At 67.9% G+C, this 15,558-nt stretch carries 13 protein-coding genes, 1 tRNA gene and 1 pseudogene; 5 read left to right on the forward strand and 10 right to left on the reverse strand.

The annotated features are described in order from the left end of the window. Window positions 1–22 precede the first annotated feature (22 nt). Together FR742_RS36985 and FR742_RS36990 are read left to right on the forward strand one after the other, a co-directional pair. The gene (locus tag FR742_RS36985) at window positions 23–1,627 is read left to right on the forward strand and encodes an RICIN domain-containing protein (RefSeq protein ID WP_396990584.1); all 1,605 of its coding nucleotides are present in this window, start codon (window positions 23–25) and stop codon (window positions 1,625–1,627) included. Between the two features lie 216 nt (window positions 1,628–1,843). Beyond that, window positions 1,844–2,383 carry a dihydrofolate reductase family protein gene (locus FR742_RS36990; protein WP_148035916.1) on the forward strand — a complete coding sequence of 180 codons (540 nt, stop codon included), beginning with the start codon at window positions 1,844–1,846 and terminating at the stop codon, window positions 2,381–2,383. A gap of 9 nt (window positions 2,384–2,392) precedes the next feature. Here FR742_RS36990 and FR742_RS36995 read toward each other — a convergent pair whose 3' ends face one another. From FR742_RS36995 to FR742_RS37010, 5 genes and pseudogenes are all read right to left on the reverse strand, one after another. Then, on the reverse strand, window positions 2,393–3,163 hold the full coding sequence (locus FR742_RS36995) for an ABC transporter permease (RefSeq protein ID WP_148035917.1): 771 nt from the start codon (window positions 3,161–3,163) through the stop codon (window positions 2,393–2,395). Next, the gene (locus tag FR742_RS45455; RefSeq protein WP_222709249.1) at window positions 3,160–3,420 is read right to left on the reverse strand and encodes a hypothetical protein; all 261 of its coding nucleotides are present in this window, start codon (window positions 3,418–3,420) and stop codon (window positions 3,160–3,162) included. The genes FR742_RS36995 and FR742_RS45455 overlap by 4 nt, the downstream gene beginning before the upstream one ends. Window positions 3,421–3,452: 32 nt before the next feature. After that, a pseudogene (locus tag FR742_RS46675) lies at window positions 3,453–4,145 on the reverse strand (aliphatic sulfonate ABC transporter substrate-binding protein); the annotation flags it as partial. Next, window positions 4,142–4,960, reverse strand: a complete 819-nt coding sequence (locus FR742_RS37005) for an ABC transporter ATP-binding protein (protein WP_148035918.1) — start codon at window positions 4,958–4,960, stop codon at window positions 4,142–4,144. The gene FR742_RS37005 and the pseudogene FR742_RS46675, both read right to left, overlap by 4 nt. A 185-nt stretch (window positions 4,961–5,145) precedes the next feature. Continuing rightward, the gene (locus FR742_RS37010) at window positions 5,146–6,120 is read right to left on the reverse strand and encodes a YafY family protein (protein WP_148035919.1); all 975 of its coding nucleotides are present in this window, start codon (window positions 6,118–6,120) and stop codon (window positions 5,146–5,148) included. 111 nt (window positions 6,121–6,231) lie between these two features. Between FR742_RS37010 and FR742_RS37015 the strand changes: the two genes are divergently transcribed. From FR742_RS37015 to FR742_RS45460, 3 genes are all read left to right on the forward strand, one after another. Then, the gene (locus FR742_RS37015) at window positions 6,232–6,627 is read left to right on the forward strand and encodes a RidA family protein (RefSeq protein ID WP_148037189.1); all 396 of its coding nucleotides are present in this window, start codon (window positions 6,232–6,234) and stop codon (window positions 6,625–6,627) included. Window positions 6,628–6,704: 77 nt separating this feature from the next. Next, window positions 6,705–7,244 carry a winged helix-turn-helix domain-containing protein gene (locus FR742_RS37020; RefSeq protein ID WP_261808986.1) on the forward strand — a complete coding sequence of 180 codons (540 nt, stop codon included), beginning with the start codon at window positions 6,705–6,707 and terminating at the stop codon, window positions 7,242–7,244. Between the two features lie 324 nt (window positions 7,245–7,568). After that, entirely contained in the window at window positions 7,569–7,841 is a 273-nt protein-coding gene (locus FR742_RS45460; protein WP_261809106.1) for a transposase, read from the forward strand. Window positions 7,842–8,076: 235 nt separating this feature from the next. Here the strand turns inward: FR742_RS45460 and FR742_RS37030 are convergent, their stop codons facing one another. The 5 genes from FR742_RS37030 to gyrB all read right to left on the reverse strand — a co-directional run bounded on the left by FR742_RS37030 (window position 8,077) and on the right by gyrB (window position 15,170). Then, window positions 8,077–9,309, reverse strand: coding sequence for a hypothetical protein (locus FR742_RS37030; protein WP_148035921.1), 1,233 nt, complete (start codon window positions 9,307–9,309; stop codon window positions 8,077–8,079). Between the two features lie 492 nt (window positions 9,310–9,801). Continuing rightward, a tRNA-Ile gene (locus tag FR742_RS37035) sits at window positions 9,802–9,875 on the reverse strand. A 126-nt stretch (window positions 9,876–10,001) separates the two neighbouring features. Further along, window positions 10,002–10,706 carry a DUF3566 domain-containing protein gene (locus FR742_RS37040; RefSeq protein WP_148035922.1) on the reverse strand — a complete coding sequence of 235 codons (705 nt, stop codon included), beginning with the start codon at window positions 10,704–10,706 and terminating at the stop codon, window positions 10,002–10,004. A 3-nt stretch (window positions 10,707–10,709) separates the two neighbouring features. Then, window positions 10,710–13,211 carry a DNA gyrase subunit A gene (gyrA, locus tag FR742_RS37045; protein WP_148035923.1) on the reverse strand — a complete coding sequence of 834 codons (2,502 nt, stop codon included), beginning with the start codon at window positions 13,209–13,211 and terminating at the stop codon, window positions 10,710–10,712. A 36-nt stretch (window positions 13,212–13,247) separates the two neighbouring features. After that, on the reverse strand, window positions 13,248–15,170 hold the full coding sequence (gene gyrB, locus FR742_RS37050) for a DNA topoisomerase (ATP-hydrolyzing) subunit B (protein WP_396991010.1): 1,923 nt from the start codon (window positions 15,168–15,170) through the stop codon (window positions 13,248–13,250). Window positions 15,171–15,558 lie beyond the last annotated feature (388 nt).

Raw genomic sequence — 15,558 nt, forward strand, 5'->3', positions numbered from 1 at the left:
CCTTCTCCGATGGGAGCAGACAGTGAGATCCGTTGCCCAAGCCTGGCGGTGCCTGCTCACCGTCCTGGCCGCCCTGGTCATGGCGCTGGCAGGCGCCCTCGTCGCGCAACCGCAGCCCGCGAGCGCGGCGACGGTCGACACTAACGCCTGGTACGTCCTCGTGAACCGGCACAGCGGCAAGGCGCTCGACCTGTACGAGTTCGCCACGAACGACGGCGCCCCGATCGTCCAGTGGGCCCGCAACGACGGCAACCAGCAGCAGTGGCAGTTCGTCAGCTCCGGCGACGGCTACTACCGGCTCAAGTCCCGCCACAGCGGCAAGGTCCTGGACGTCTACGAATGGAACGCCGACGGCGGCGCCCAGATCGTCCAATGGGCCGACACCAACGGCTGGAACCAGCAGTTCCGGCTCGCCGACTCCGACGGCGGCCACGTCCGACTGATCAACCGCCACAGCGGCAAGGCCCTCGAAGCCTGGGAGTGGTCCACCGCCGACGGCGCCCGCATCTCCCAGTGGGACGACCTCAACGGCGCCAACCAGCAGTGGCAGCTCGTCAAGATGGGCAGCGGTTCCGCCGACTGCGGCGGCGGCTCGTTCAACGCCGAGGCCGTGCTCAGCGGCAGCACCTGGACGGCCAGGAACGGCGGCAGCACCCTCTACACCGGCAGCAGCATGATCGAGGCCATGCGCCGCGCCGTCGGCAGCCTCACCTCCGGCCGCACGTCCAAGCAGAAGGTGGTCGTCCGCGGCTCCGGCAGCATGAACGCCAACCAGTCGCTCGACCTGCCCAGCTACACCGTCCTCGAAGTGTGCGGCACGATCAACGTGACCGGCACGATCAGCGCCAACAACGCCGCCGTGCGCGCCCAGAACGTCACCGACGTCGAGGTCACCCGGCTCGCCGTGACCGGCAACCCGTACTTCGCGGTGTTCGTCCGCAACGGCACCAACATCACCCTCGGCCAGCTCGACCTGCGGCTCGGCTCGGCCGGGCTGGGCGTGCGCATCGACAACCACGCCAACAGGAACGTCCGCACCAGGAACGTCCGCATCGACAGCGTGTACACCTCCGGCGGCGGCAGTCACGGCGTCGAGACGTACGGCGTCGACGGCATCACGATCGGCACCGTCACCGCGCGGAACACCGGCGAGTCCGGCCTGCTGCTCAACGACACGATCAACGCCAGCATCGGCACCGTCGACGCCGAGGGCGCGGGCACCGGCACCGGCTACGCGGCCTTCCGGATGGCCAACCGCAACGGCCGCATCGGCAGCTCGTACCCGACCAACATCCGCGTCGGCACCGTCAAGGCCCGGGGCGGCGGCCGCGGCGTCTTCTGCGTGTCGGAGAGCGGCGGCGCGGTGATCGACCGGGTGGACATCGCCCAGACCGGCAGCAACTCGATCCTCATCGAGAACTGCTACAACGTCACGATCGCCGCCCAGAGCGGCACCGTGAACGGCTCCGACATCCGCATCGCGGCCCGCACCGAGTTCCCCGTGACCTCCGACATCACGCTGCAGAACCTGACGCTGACGAACTCGGCGATCAACGAGAACCCGTGCGGCACCAACATCGTCATCCGCAACATCAACCTGGTGAACTCCCGCATCAACCGCTGCTGACCGGGGTCGCGCCGACAGTGATTCCGGCCGGACCCGGCCGGAATCACTGTGGCCCGCGCCCTGATCCTGTCGGCAAACCCGTACACGGGGAGATCTCCGCCGACGCCCTGGTCAAGGTGCTCGGCGCGGTGTCCTGTCAGGTGAAGTAGACACCGACGACTTCCGCCGGCGTGCGCGGTCTCCACCGGGGTAAGGTCCGATCGCGGGAGGAACCCCATGGCGAAAATGCTCTACTCGGTCACCATGTCGCTCGACGGCTTCATCGCCGGGCCGGGCGGCGACATGTCCTGGCTGGCCGAGCACCTCGGACCCAACCCGACCGTGGACGACCTGCTCCCCCAGGTCGGCTCCCTCCTCGTGGGCAACCGCTCCTTCGGCGGCGACGACCCGTACAAGGACACCGAGCACGAAGGCGAGGCGTTCGGCGGAGGGTGGAGCGGGCCCCAGTTCGTGCTCACCCACAACCCCCCGGCCGATCCGGTGCCGGGCGTCACCTTCGTCACCGACCTCGACACCGCGATCACCGCGTCGAAGGCCGCGGCGGGCGGCAAGTACGTCAACGTCATCGGCGCCGACGTGGCCCGCCAGTGCCTGGCGGCGGGCGCGCTCGACGAGGTCCTGGTCTGCGTCGCTCCGGTCATGCTCGGCGACGGCGTCCGCCTCTTCGACCACCCGGGCGGCACGAACGTCAAGCTCGAACGTCTCGGCGTGACGCAGGTCCCCCAGGCGACCAACCTCTGGTTCCGGGTCCTGTGACGAAGGGTCTCAGCGCGGGTCGAAGGGCGCGGCTCTCACGGCCAGCCCGAGCAGCATGTCGGCGGCCTTGCCGAGGAGCGCCAGGAGCAGGATCGACAGCAGCAGGATGTCCGTGCGGCCGGTGTTCTGGCTGTCGATCAGCAGGAATCCCAGGCCCATGGACGAGGCGATCAGCTCGGCCGCGACCAGGAACAACCAGCCTTGGGCCAGTCCGAGCCGCAACCCCGCGAAGACGGCCGGGGCGGCGTGGGGGAGTTGGACGCGGGTGAGCAGGCCAACGCCGCGCAGCCCGTACGCCCGCCCGGCCTCGACCAGGTGCGGATCCACGTGCGCGAGTGCCGCGGACACGGTGGTGTAGACGGGGAAGAAGGCGCCGATCGCCACCAGGACGATCTTCGGGCCCTCCGCTATGCCGAGCCAGAGCACCAGCAGCGGCACCCACGCCAGCGACGGCACCGCGCGCAGGGCGGCGATGCTGGGGGCGAGCAGGGTGCGGACCGGCGCGTACAGTCCGACGAGCGCGCCGAGCACCAGCCCCGCCGACGCTCCCCCGGCGAAGCCCAGCAGCACGCGCTGACCGCTGATCGCGACGTGCTGCCACAGCTCGCCGCGCCGGATCAGCTCGCCCACCGCCGCGAGGACCGCCGCGGGCGGGGGCAACTGGCTCGCGGTGAACCAGCCGGCGCCGGTGGCGACCTGCCAGGCGGCGAGCGCCGCCAGCGGCACCACCAGGCCCGCGGCGAAGCTCCACGGACGCACCCAGCGGCCGGGTGTCGTCACGAGGCCCCGGCCTTCTCGGCGAACTCGGGAGCGAACAGGGAGTCGAGCGCCGTCTTCGCCTCCTGCTCGGAGCGCACCTGGCTCTCCCGTACCAGCGTCGGCAGGATGCGTTCCAGCACCGCGCGCTGGTCGGGACCCGGGACCGGGCTGATCTCGACCTCGGTCCGCTCCTTGAGCACCACGCGGGCAACCTCGGGGGCGAGCTTGGCCTCCGTGGCCAGCAGCTGGACCGCGTCGTCGGGTGCTCGACGATCCACGCGCGGGCTCTCTCGTACGCGTCGAGCACTTTCTGGACGAGGTCCGGATGCTCGGTGAGGAACTCCTCGCGGGCGTTGAGGAAGCCGTAGGAGTTGAAGGACGCGTTCCGGTAGATCAGCTTCGTGCCCGAGTCCACCTGGCTCTGCGCCATCAGCGGGTCCAGGCCCGACCACGCGTCCACGTCGCCGCGCTCCAGCGCGGTCTTGCCGTCGGCGTGCTGGAGGTTGACGACCTCGACGTCGGCGCCGTCCAACCCTGCCTCCTCCAGGGCCTGGAGCAGGAAGAAGTACGGGTCGGTGCCCTTGGTGGCGGCGACCTTCTTGCCCTTGAGCCCGCTCACCTCGGTGATCGGGGAGTCCTTGGCCACGACGAGCGCCGCCCACTCGGGACGGGTGTAGATCCCGACGGTCTTGATCGGGGTGCCGTTGGCGCGGGCCTGGAGTGCGGCGGCGCCCGCGGTGGAGCCGAGGTCGATGGTCTCGCCGCGCAGGTTCTCGTTGGCCTTGTTGCTGCCGGCCGACAGCACCCAGGTCACCTCGGTGCCCGGGAGCACGTCCTCCAGCCAGCGCTGCTGCCGGATGACCAGACTGAGCGGGTTGTAGTAGGCGTAGTCGAGCCGGAGCCGGCCCGAGGCGGGCGTGGGGGTGCCGCTCTCACCTGGCACGCAGGCGGTGACCAAAGGAACGAGCAGGGCGGCGGTGAGCAGGGAACGGCGGTGGATCACGGAGTGGGCTCCTCGGCGGGGGTGGGGCGGGGCACGCCGAGCCGCTCCAGCAGGTCGGCGCGGAAGGCTGCGAGTTCGGGGTGGGCGCGGTCGCGGGGCCGGCGGTGGGGGACGTCGAGCACGGTCGCGATCGTGGCGCCCGGGCGCTCCGGTTCGGCGCCGAGCAGGACGACCCGGTCGGCCAGGTGCAACGCCTCGTCCACGTCGTGGGTGACGAGCAGGACGGTGGTTCCGGCGCCGCGCTGCACGTCGGCCAGGAGGTCCTGCATGCGCAGCCGGGTGAGGGCGTCCAGCGCGGCGAACGGCTCGTCGAGCAGCAGCACGCCGGGCTCCCTGGCCAGCGCCCTGGCGAGGGCCGCGCGCTGGGCCATGCCGCCGGACACCTGGCGGGGCCGGTGCTGGTGGAAGCCGTCGAGGCCGACGACGTCGAGCCAGTGCCGTACGATGCGCGCGCCGCTCTCCCTGCCGACGCCTTTGGGCAGGCCGAGGGCGACGTTGCCGGCCAGGTCGCGCCAGGGCAGCAGCCGGGGCTCCTGGAAGACCACCGCGCATCGGGCGTCGACCCCGCGGACCGGACGTCCGTCGACCGTGATCTCGCCGTCCGCGGGCGCCTCCAGCCCGGCCACGAGGCGGAGCAGGGTGGACTTGCCGCAGCCCGAAGGCCCCAGGATGGCCACGATCTCGCCGGGGAGGATGTCGAGCTCCAGGTCGCGCAGCACGGTGTGGCCGTTGCCGTAGGTGTGGCCGACCCCGCGCAACCCGACTCCCGCCGCGGCCACCGCCCTGGCGGGGAACGTGGCCTGGCCGGTCGTCATACGCCTCTCCCATGCTCTCGGTCCTCGGTGCCCTCCCACGATTACCTATTATTCCGGTATAAGCAATAGGGATTACTGGTATTTGTGCGCCGAGGGTCCCCGGGGATCATGCCCTGGTCCTCCGCCGCGGCCCCTCTGTCGAAGGCACGCCTGGGTGGGACTTTCGTCGGCGGCCCGCGGAAGGCTCAGGATGACATGCCGTAGCGGGTGGCGACCGCGGTGGCGCGGGCGCGCAGGGAGTCGCGCAACCACTGCGGGGCCAGGGCTTCAGCGTTCGTGCTGAGCTGCCACAGCGCCCATTCGGCGTGTCTCCGGTCCTGGAAGGTCACCTCCAGCCGCAGCCGGCCGTCCGGGTCGGTTTCCTCGGCGAGGACGGCCAGCGCGGTGCCCACCAGGTCTTCACGACGCGCCGGGTCCAGCCGTACCACTACGGTGACCTGGTCGCCGCCGGCCCGGAACCGCGTGCTGCGTTCCTGCCAGGCCAGGTCCAGATCGACCCGGTCCGGTCGCTGTGCGGGTTCGGCGAGTTCCTGGGCGGCCAGGATCCGGGACAGGCGGTAGGTGCGGTCCGCGCCGGACCTCGTGGCCAGCAGGTAGCCCCGATCTCGTACGGTGACCAGGCCGATCGGGTCCACCGTGCGCCACTCCGGCGCCTGGTCCGCGGCCTCGTAGTGGATGCGCAGCTTGTGCCCGGCGAACACCGCGCGCAGGACCTCGGCCGCCACGGCGTCGGGCACCTCCTCGGCGACCAGCCGGCGGGAGAGGAGGTCGGTCTCCGGGTCGATGAGCAGCCGCTCGGCCGCGCCGGCCGCGGTGTCCCGATAGCTCTCGGGCAGCGCGTCGACCACCTTGAGCATCGCCGAGGCGAGCGCCGACCCGAGCCCGAACGCCTGCGCGCCGCGCCGCGACCCGGCGACCAGCAGGGCGAGGGCCTCGTCGGGGTTCAGCCCGGTGAGCTCGGTCCGGAAACCGGGCAACAAAGCGAACCCGCCGTGCCGGCCGCGTTCGGCGTAGACCGGGACGCCGGCCGCGGACAGCGCCTCGATGTCGCGCAGCACGGTCCGCGTGGACACCTCCAGCTCGCGCGCCAGCGCGGTCGCGGACAGCCTGCCGTGCTGCCGCAGCAGCAGCACCAGCGAGACCAACCGGTCGGCACGCATACGAAGAACGCTACCGGAATACATGACAGTGGATGTCGTGGTTTGTTTGCGAGGCTCATCGACGCGACCGGAAAGACGGTGGCAACCCATTCGAACGGAGCTGATGTGGCAATGGAACGAACGGCGGTCAACCCGTGGGCGTGGTCGACGGAGCTGGGCTACAACCAGGGCGAAGTCGTCTCCGGACACACCCGGACCCTGTACTGCTCAGGACAGACCGCGATGAGCGGCGAGGGCAAGCCGCAGCACGCCGATGACATGGCGGCGCAGCTGGCGCTGAGCCTCGACAACCTGGAGGCCGTGCTCGGCGAGGCCGGCATGTCCCTGGCGAACCTTGTGAGGCTCAACGTCTACACCACCGACGTCGACCGCCTCTTCGAGCACTACGGCGTGCTGGCATCACGGTTGGGCGCCGCCGGGGTGGCGCCGTCCACCACGATGCTCGGGGTGACACGTCTGGCGATCCCCACCCTGATGGTCGAACTTGAAGGAACCGCCGTAGCGTGATGCGACCCCGCCGCCTCCGGCGGACTGCCGGAGGCGGCAGGGCATCGTCTTCTTCACAGAACCCGAGGTAACCACGCATGCGCAAGGTCGGCCCGATCTTCCCGTCTGCTCTCAGGGCAGCTCTTCGGGGAGTGAGGTGTGGGCCGTTGCCGTGCCTATTACTGTCAAAGGCCCGTCCGGATCATCCCGACGGGCCTTCTAGCTGGGTGGGGCTACCAGGACTTGAACCTTCGACCAGGACGGTCGCGGCGCGGTTACGGGTGCACGAGCGGTCGGTGACCCGCTGGCGGAAGGCATGGCGGGAGGGCGGCAGGCCGGCGCTGCTGTCCAAGGGGCCGGTGTCGAGGGAGAAGCTGTCGGACCGGCAGTGGGCGCGGCTGGATGCCGAGTTACGGCGGGGCCCGCTGGCCTGGGGATATGCCGAGGATCAGTGCTGGACGCTGGGCCGGGTCAAGACGCTGATCGGGCGGCTGTTTCACATCGGCTACACCATCGAGGGCGTGGGCAAGCTGCTGCACCGCCACGGCTGGTCGGTGCAGGTCCCGGCCCGGCGCGCGATCGAGCGGGACGAGGAGGCCATCGCGTTGTGGAAGGCCGAGGTGTGGCCCGCGGTATAAGAACCGCGGCGGACCTGGGTGCCTACCTCTGCTTCGAAGACGAAGCCGGGCAAGGGCTGAGGCCGCCGAAAGGACGCACCTGGGCGCCGGTCGGCGCCCGGCCGGTGGTGACGGTCCGAGGCAGAGGCTCGGGCCGGGTCAACATGGCCGGCGTCCTGGCCTTCCGGGACGGTGAACGGCCGCACCTGTTCTACCGCCTGCACGTCCACCACGGCCGCAAGGGCGAATCCAAGACCTTCTCCTGGATGGACTATCGGGACCTCATCGTGGGCCACCCACCACTATCTTGGCGCGCCGCTGGTGTGGTGCTGGGACAACTTGAGTGTGCACCTGGCCGGCCAGCTGGCCGACTTCGCTGCCGAGAATGCCGACTGGTTACGCATCGTCCAGCTTCCCGCCTATGCTCCCGAGCTCAACCCCGCCGAGGGTGTGTGGTCGCTGCTCCGCCGGGCCTTGGCCAACTTCGCCGTCACCAACCTGCCCGGTCTGGTCCGGATCGTCAAACGCAAGCTGAAGAAGATCCAATACCGGCCTCACCTGCTCACCGGCTGTCTGACCCAGACCGGGCTCACCCTCGATACCCCGGCAAAGCCATGACCGACTCTACGAATTCAACCTGTGTAGTGGACCAGATTTCATCATCTAGTCAAGCCAGTATCGGCCCATGGGCACATATCAGAGCCAGCTGAAAGTTGCTCTAGAACTAGGCCGAGTGCTAGTGGCGGGAATCTAGGCCAGCACCTCACCCTTAGCACTTGGTGACCTCCGCACAGTCTACGTGCATTCGACAAAGCAGACAGAGCACGCCAAACAGCGGTTATAGCATGAGATACTAGCCGTCCAACGCCGCATGCGGAAAAGATGGTTTTACTTCATTCTCTTCGGTGAGGCGTTGCAGCTCGCTCAAGATGGTGTCCGGCCTTGCTGTGAGGACAGGACGACGTCGCAGTGCTTCCACTTCGAGCTGGCTCAGCTCGCGGCGCACGACCGTGCCAGCATGCTTGACCACAAGCAGCGTGCCGTGATGGATCACCGCAGATTCGATCCCCTCCAAGGCCTCCATCACTTTGGCGAAAGCTTCGGCCTCCTTCTGATTTACATCCGCCTGTCGAGTGTCCAGCCCATATAAACCCGCTGCGCGCCCGACGATGCTGGCCCCATCTTCGAGATGTTCCTCGCCTTCCCTCTTAATTCGGGCGAGAAGCGGGCGCCAGAATGAGCCAATGACCGCTTCCCCACTGTAGATGACTTCTAGCCCTTGGGCCTCAAGCCACTCATAGATGGCAGACTCAACGGCTTCATGATTAGCTTCGTCACTGAGGTAAATCGTGACTGGCATCGCCATCGGCAACGAATGCCCAGCGATATCGCGACGAAGCTGAGCCGAGTTCAGGCGCTGCTCGTAGGCCATTGCCCTTACGATCAGAGGCGTTACCGAGGTCTTGTCCGTCTGTGAAGATCCCACCAAAAGGCTCGCTCCCTCAGCGAGACCTATGATGTGGAACGATTGCGTCATCTCTGTTTTGGGCGAGCCGTCAGAGTCATCCTGCTGTGCCTGTAGAAGATCATGAGCGAAGTCGTAAGCCATATGCCACGGCGCTCTTCTCCAATCGGCACGGTAGGCAGCGCGGAGGAGGGCCTCCAGCTCATCACGCGACGGCATATCCTCCCCCACCTGCAACCTGTGCCGGTGATGAAAGGGGGGCGGTGGCGAAGGAATCTCTTTTTCCAGCAGACGCAGGATGCGATTGAACCCTCGTACTGGGGAGACTGCAGAGACTGTCGGGAACGACAACGATCTAGCAAAGTCCAGAGCAGTCAACCAGGCAGCGATTTCGGCAACCGTTATGGCTGGATAGATCGTATGCAGAAGCACAGTGAGCACAACGTCGTTCGGCAGTTGCGCACCCTCGAAGAGGTCATCGACCGCAGCAGGTGCCATCTCTAGGGCTGCAGCCAACTCCTTCCGCGGAAGGGGGTTCCCAGCATCTCGCACGTCCTGCAACCGCAGGGCAAACAGACGGGTCGGTTGAATCTGACCTAGGTCAGAAGTTGCACCGGGCATGCGGCTCCTTGTGATCGCAGCAGATGCCTCATATCGTGCGCCAACTCCGGTCACCTCGTCAGGAGATCCCAAACTCAGTTCCGCGAATGCGACCATGCTGTCGGCGGATGGTCATCTTCCGCCTACTTGGCTGCTGGGCTCAGCCCGCCACTGCCACGTTGCCAGCCAACCCGGCAAGCAGGTTTGCGCCTACGACCATGGCAGGACGGAACCAGGCCGTCAGTCGCTCTCTGAGCTTCGACATCATCCTGCCTCCATTAGGATTCCGATCATCCAGTAGGGCGACGATCCCGGAGGAAGCGCGTTGGCAAACGATGGCGGACACCAGTAGGGCTATGAACGTGACCGACAGGCCATGCCTGCCAGGCTCAACCCAGCAGCCGTAGCTCATCCTAGCGATCAGGCCTGACTCGGGAGCCGTAGTCCCGCAGTTAGACACGCAGTAGATCAAAAAGGCCGCTTCCGATCTCCGGAAACGGCCTTTGAGCTGGGTGGGGCTACCAGGACTTGAACCTGGGACCTCTTCCTTATCAGGGAAGCGCTCTAACCGTCTGAGCTATAGCCCCGCAACACATGGAACCGTATCGCATCCGCCGCGCGGAGGCGAACCGGTTCGGCTGAGGAAAAGCTTACCGCCTCCCGCACGCTGCTCGCGCCGCCGCGAGGACGGCGCGAGCGTGCGTGGGACGGGATTACTCGGCCTCGCTGAAGGTCACCTCGACGCCGCCCACGAGGTCGCTGGAGACGTTGTAGATGACCGCGCCGAGGGTGGCGAGCGCGGTGATGAGAACGACGTTCACGGCGCCGATGAGAGCCGTGTAGCCCAGGATGCGCACCGGCTCGAACCAGGAGGCGATGTCGATCTGGAGCGACCCCTCACCCTGCTCGCCCTGGCTGAGCTGGTTGACCAGGTCGACGATCGAGTCGAACACGCCCAGGGCCGACAGCACCCCGTACAGGACGGCGACCGCGACGAAGAGCACCACGAAGCAGACCAGGGACACCACGAAGCTGAACTTCATGGCCGACCACGGCTCGATGCGGCGCAGCACCAGGTGAGCCTTGCGGGGGAGGCGCGAGCCTCCGCCGCCGGACGACTTCTTCTTCTTGCCGGGGAGCTCGACGGCCGGCGGGGGAGCCTCGGTCGCGAGTGACGGGCGCGAGCGCGCGGTGTCGTTGCCGTCGCGCTCCGACGGGGCCGGGGCCCGCGGGGGAGCTGACGGGGCGGGGCCCGACTGGGGTCGGGGCTGCTGTCCGTCCGGCTTGAGTGCCGGCTTCGTCGGGTTGCCTTCCTCCTCCTGTGCCTGGCGAGGCTCCTTGTCAGGGGCCTTGCCAGGCTGCTGCTGGCCGTTGTCCCGAGCCGCCTGGGTCCTGGCGGCGCCACCCTGGGCGCTCATCTATTACTCTCCTCCCCCGTCTGCTTCACTCTCCACCGAAGTCTCCATCGACTCGGCGTTCCGGGCGAGGGCCACCACGCTGTCGCCTTCGGCGAGGTTCATCAATCGGACTCCCATGGTCTGCCGGCCGGACTGCTTGATCTCACCGGCACTCGTCCGGATCACCCCGCCTGCGGACGTGATCGCGAAGACCTCGTCCTCCGGGTTGACCATGACGGCTCCGACCAGCTTGCCACGAGAGCTCACGATTTTTGCAGTCAGCACGCCCTTTCCGCCACGTCCTTGCACCGGGTACTGCTCAACGGGTGTCCGCTTCGCGTACCCAGCCTTTGTGGCGATAAGCACATCCTGCCCGTCGGAGATCCGGTTCATGGCCAGAAGTTCGTCACCTTCGAGGAAACGCATGCCGATGACGCCGCTGGTGGCGCGGCCCATCGGGCGCAGCGCCTCGTCGGAGGCGGTGAACCGAATCGACTGCGCGCCCCTGGAGACGAGCAGCAGATCGTCCTCCTCGGAGATCAGGCGGGCGCCGATGACCTCGTCGTCGTCGCGCAGGTTGATCGCGATCAGGCCGCCGGACCTGGGGGAGTCGTACTCGGACAGGCGGGTCTTCTTCACCAGGCCGCTGCGGGTGGCGAGCACGAGGTAGGGGGCCACCTCGTAGTCGCGCAGGTAGAGGACCTCCATGACCGTCTCGTCGGGCTGCATGGCCAGGAGGTTGGCCAGGTGCATGCCGCGGGCGTCGCGCCCCGCGTCGGGCAGTTCGTACGCCTTGACCCGGTAGACGCGGCCCTTGTTGGTGAAGAACAGCAGCCAGTGGTGGGTCGTCGTGACGAAGAAATGGTCGACGATGTCGTCCTGGCGCAGCTGCGCGCCGCGCACGCCCTTGCCCCCGCGCTTCTGCGCGCGGTAGAGGTCGGTCCTGGTCCGCTTGGCGTAGCCGCCGCGGGTGATGGTGACGACGACGTCCTCTTCGGCGATGAGGTCCTCGATGGACATGTCGCCGTCGTGCGCGATGATCTCGGTGCGGCGTTCGTCGCCGTAACGCGAGACGACCTCGCCCAGCTCCTCGCCGATGATCTCCCGCTGACGGGCCTCGCTGGCCAGGATCGCGTTGTACTCGGCGATCTGTGTCATGAGGTGGTCGTACTCGTCCTGGATCGCCTGGCGCTCCAGGGCGGCGAGCTTGCGCAGCTGCATGTCGAGAATGGCCTGCGCCTGGATCTCGTCGATCTCCAGCAGCGACATCAGGCCCTGCTGGGCGTGGGAGGCGGACTCCGACGCCCGGATGAGCGCGATGACCTCGTCGAGCCGGTCGAGCGCCTTGAGCAGCGCGCGCAGGATGTGGGCGCGCTCCTCCGCCTTGCGCAGCAGGTAGCGCGTACGGCGGACGATGACCTCGATCTGGTGTGCCACGTAGTGGCGGACGAACTGGTCGAGGCGGAGCGTGCGCGGCACGCCGTCGACCAGCGCCAGCATGTTGGCGCCGAAGGTGTCCTGCAGCTGGGTGTGCTTGTAGAGGTTGTTGAGCACGACCTTGGCGACCGCGTCGCGCTTGAGCACGATCACCAGCCGCTGCCCGACGCGGGAGGAGCTCTCGTCGCGGACGTCGGCGATGCCGGTCAGCCTGCCCTCGCGGACCAGCTCGGCGATCTTGAGGGCGAGGTTGTCGGGGTTGACCTGGTAGGGCAGCTCGGTGACGACGAGCGCCTGGCGGCCCTTGCCGTCTTCCTCGACCTCGACCACGGCCCGCATGGTGATCGAGCCGCGGCCGGTGCGGTAGGCGTCCTCGATGCCGCGGCGGCCGACGATCAGCGCGCGGGTGGGGAAGTCGGGCCCCTTGACCAGCTTGATCGCTGCTTCGAGCAGCTCCTCGTCGTCGGCCTCGGGGTTTTCCAGGCACCATTTGACCGCGGCGGCGACCTCGCGCAGATTGTGCGGCGGGATGTTGGTGGCCATGCCGACCGCGATGCCGCCCGAGCCGTTGACGAGCAGCTGCGGGAACCGCGCGGGGAGGACGTCGGGCTCCTGCGACTTGCCGTCGTAGTTGGGCCGGAAGTCGACGGTCTCCTTGTCGATGTCGCGCAGCATCTCCATGGCGATGGGCGCGAGCTTGCACTCGGTGTAGCGCATCGCCGCCGCCGGGTCGTTGCCCGGCGAGCCGAAGTTGCCCTGTCCGTCGACCAGCGGGTAGCGCAGCGACCAGTGCTGCGCGAGGCGGACGAGCGCGTCGTAGATCGAGGTGTCGCCGTGGGGGTGGTAGGTGCCCATCACGTCACCGACGACGCGGGCGCACTTGAAGTAGCCGCGGTCGGGGCGGTAGCCGCCGTCGTACATCGCGTACAGCACCCGGCGGTGCACCGGCTTGAGTCCGTCGCGCACGTCCGGCAGCGCCCTGGACACGATGACGGACATCGCGTAGTCCATGTAGCTGCGCTGCATCTCGGACTGGATGTCCACCGGTTCGATGCGGTCAGCTGGGGGAGTGGTGTTCACTTCCGTCACAGGTTGTGGTCCTTTATCGAGATGCGGCTAGGCCGCTCAGACGTCGAGGAAGCGGACATCGCGCGCGTTGCGGATGATGAAGTCGCGGCGCGCCTCCACGTCCTCGCCCATGAGCACGCTGAACAGGTCGTCGGCCTGGGCGGCGTCGTCAAGGGTGACCAGGCGCAGCAGCCGGGTCTCGGGGTTCATCGTGGTCTCCCAGAGCTGGGCGGCGTTCATCTCGCCCAGACCCTTGAACCGCTGGACGTTGTCGCGCGGGCGGGGGTCGGGCTTGCCGGCCTCGATGCCCGCCTGGATGACGGCGTCGCGCTCGGAGTCGGAGTAGGCGTAGGAGGCGTCCTCGCCCTTGCGGTCCCACTTGATCTTGTAGAGCGGCGGGCAGGACAGGTAGACGTGGCCGGCCTCGATGAGCGGCCGCATGAACCTGAACAGCAGCGTCAGCAGCAGGGTGTTGATGTGCTGGCCGTCGACGTCGGCGTCGGCCATCAGGATGACCTTGTGGTAGCGCAGCTTGGCGATGTCGAAGTCGTCGTGGACGCCGGTGCCGAGTGCAGTGATGAGCGCCTGGACCTCGTTGTTCTTCAGGACCTTGTCGATCCGCGCCTTCTCCACGTTGAGGATCTTGCCGCGGATGGGGAGGATCGCCTGGAAGCGCGAGTCGCGGCCGCCCTTGGCCGAGCCGCCGGCCGAGTCGCCCTCGACGATGAACAGCTCGCACTTCTCGGGGTCGTTCCACTGGCAGTCGGCCAGCTTGCCGGGCAGCCCGCTGCCGGACTCCAGCAGGGACTTGCGGCGCGTCAGGTCGCGGGCCTGGCGGGCGGCCATGCGGGCGCGTGAGGCCTGCAGGCACTTGTTGATGATGTCCTTGGCCTCGCCAGGGTTGCGCTCGAACCAGTCGCGCAGGTGGTCGTTGCAGGCCTTCTGGACGAACGACTTGGCCTCGGTGTTGCCCAGCTTGGTCTTGGTCTGGCCCTCGAACTGCGGGTCGGAGAGCTTGACCGAGATGATCGCGGTGAGGCCCTCGCGGACGTCCTCGCCGGACAGGTTGTCGTCCTTGCCCTCCTTGAGGAACTTCTGCTCGCGCGCGTAGCGGTTGACGATGGTCGTCAGCGCGGCGCGGAAGCCCTCCTCGTGGGTGCCGCCCTCGGCGGTGTTGATCGTGTTGGCGAAGGTGTAGACGGACTCCGCGTAGGAGTTGTTCCACTGCATCGCGATCTCGACCGCTATGCCGTCGCCCTCGGTCTCGAAGGAGATGATCGACGCGTGGGCCGGCTCCTTCTTGTCGTTGAGGTGCTTGACGAAGTCGGCCAGGCCGCCCTCGTACAGGTATTCGACCCGGTGCGGCTCGCCGTTGACGTGGTCGGGACGCTCGTCGGTGAAGACGATGGCGAGGCCCTTGTTGAGGAAGGCCATCTCCTGGAACCGGCGCGAGAGCGTCTCGAAGTTCCATGTCGTGGTCTCGAAGACGTTGGCGTCGGGCCAGAACGTCACGCTGGTGCCGGTCTCGTCGGTCTCCTCGCCCTTGGCCAGGGGAGCGGTCGGCTTGGAGTGGTCGAAGGAGATGCGCCAGTAGTGGCCGTTCTGCTTGATCTCGACGTCCATGGCCGTGGACAGCGCGTTGACGACGGCCGAGCCGACGCCGTGGAGGCCGCCGGAGACGGCGTAGGCCTGGCTGTCGAACTTGCCGCCGGCGTGCAGGGTCGTCAGCACGACCTCGACCGCGGAGCGCTTCTCGACGGGGTGTATGCCGGTGGGGATGCCCCGGCCGTTGTCGACCACGCGCACGCCGTTGTCGGCGAGCAGCGTGACCTCGATCCGGTCGGCGTAGCCCGCGAGCGCCTCGTCGACCGCGTTGTCGACGATCTCCTGCACGAGGTGGTGCAGGCCGCGCTCGCCGGTCGAGCCGATATACATACCCGGGCGCTTGCGTACGGCCTCAAGCCCCTCGAGTACGGTGATTGAGCTAGCGTCGTAGGACAACTGCGTAATCCTCCTGCCGCGGACACGCGGCGGGGACGCTCGAATGCGAAAAAGCTGCCCCTGCCGTGCCCGTCACCGTCGTGAGTGCCCCGATGCGCGGTCACCCAGGGGAGTCGGCTTGCCTGCCGGGGTGACACGCAAGCGGACGTGTCCGGAATCCGCTTTCATTCTACCGGGTCCGGAGCCCGAAGGTGGCATTGAACGCGCCTGTGATGCTCTCTGGCTCGTTTTCCCCCCGGATCAGCATCCCCCCTCCCGATCGGGGGGTCAGCGCGTCTGGGAGCCCTCTGATCGCCCAACAGCCTGCCCAGAGCCACGCGAGCGCCCGCTGCTGGAACGCGGCCGGCCGCGGCGGCACGAAAGCCCT

Origin of the sequence: Nonomuraea sp. C10 (genome assembly GCF_008017515.1) — a bacterium.
Taxonomy (GTDB): domain Bacteria; phylum Actinomycetota; class Actinomycetes; order Streptosporangiales; family Streptosporangiaceae; genus Nonomuraea; species Nonomuraea ferruginea.

Excerpts from the sequence above, each read along its gene's own strand:
- FR742_RS37030 (WP_148035921.1), bottom strand. The coding sequence starts at position 9,309 with ATGCCCGGTGCAACTTCTGACCTAGGTCAGATTCAACCGACCCGTCTG.
- FR742_RS37015 (WP_148037189.1), top strand. The coding sequence starts at position 6,232 with ATGGAACGAACGGCGGTCAACCCGTGGGCGTGGTCGACGGAGCTGGGC.
- FR742_RS37005 (WP_148035918.1), bottom strand. The coding sequence starts at position 4,960 with ATGACGACCGGCCAGGCCACGTTCCCCGCCAGGGCGGTGGCCGCGGCG.
- FR742_RS37020 (WP_261808986.1), top strand. The coding sequence starts at position 6,705 with ATGCGCAAGGTCGGCCCGATCTTCCCGTCTGCTCTCAGGGCAGCTCTT.
- FR742_RS37040 (WP_148035922.1), bottom strand. The coding sequence starts at position 10,706 with ATGAGCGCCCAGGGTGGCGCCGCCAGGACCCAGGCGGCTCGGGACAAC.
- FR742_RS37010 (WP_148035919.1), bottom strand. The coding sequence starts at position 6,120 with ATGCGTGCCGACCGGTTGGTCTCGCTGGTGCTGCTGCTGCGGCAGCAC.
- FR742_RS36990 (WP_148035916.1), top strand. The coding sequence starts at position 1,844 with ATGGCGAAAATGCTCTACTCGGTCACCATGTCGCTCGACGGCTTCATC.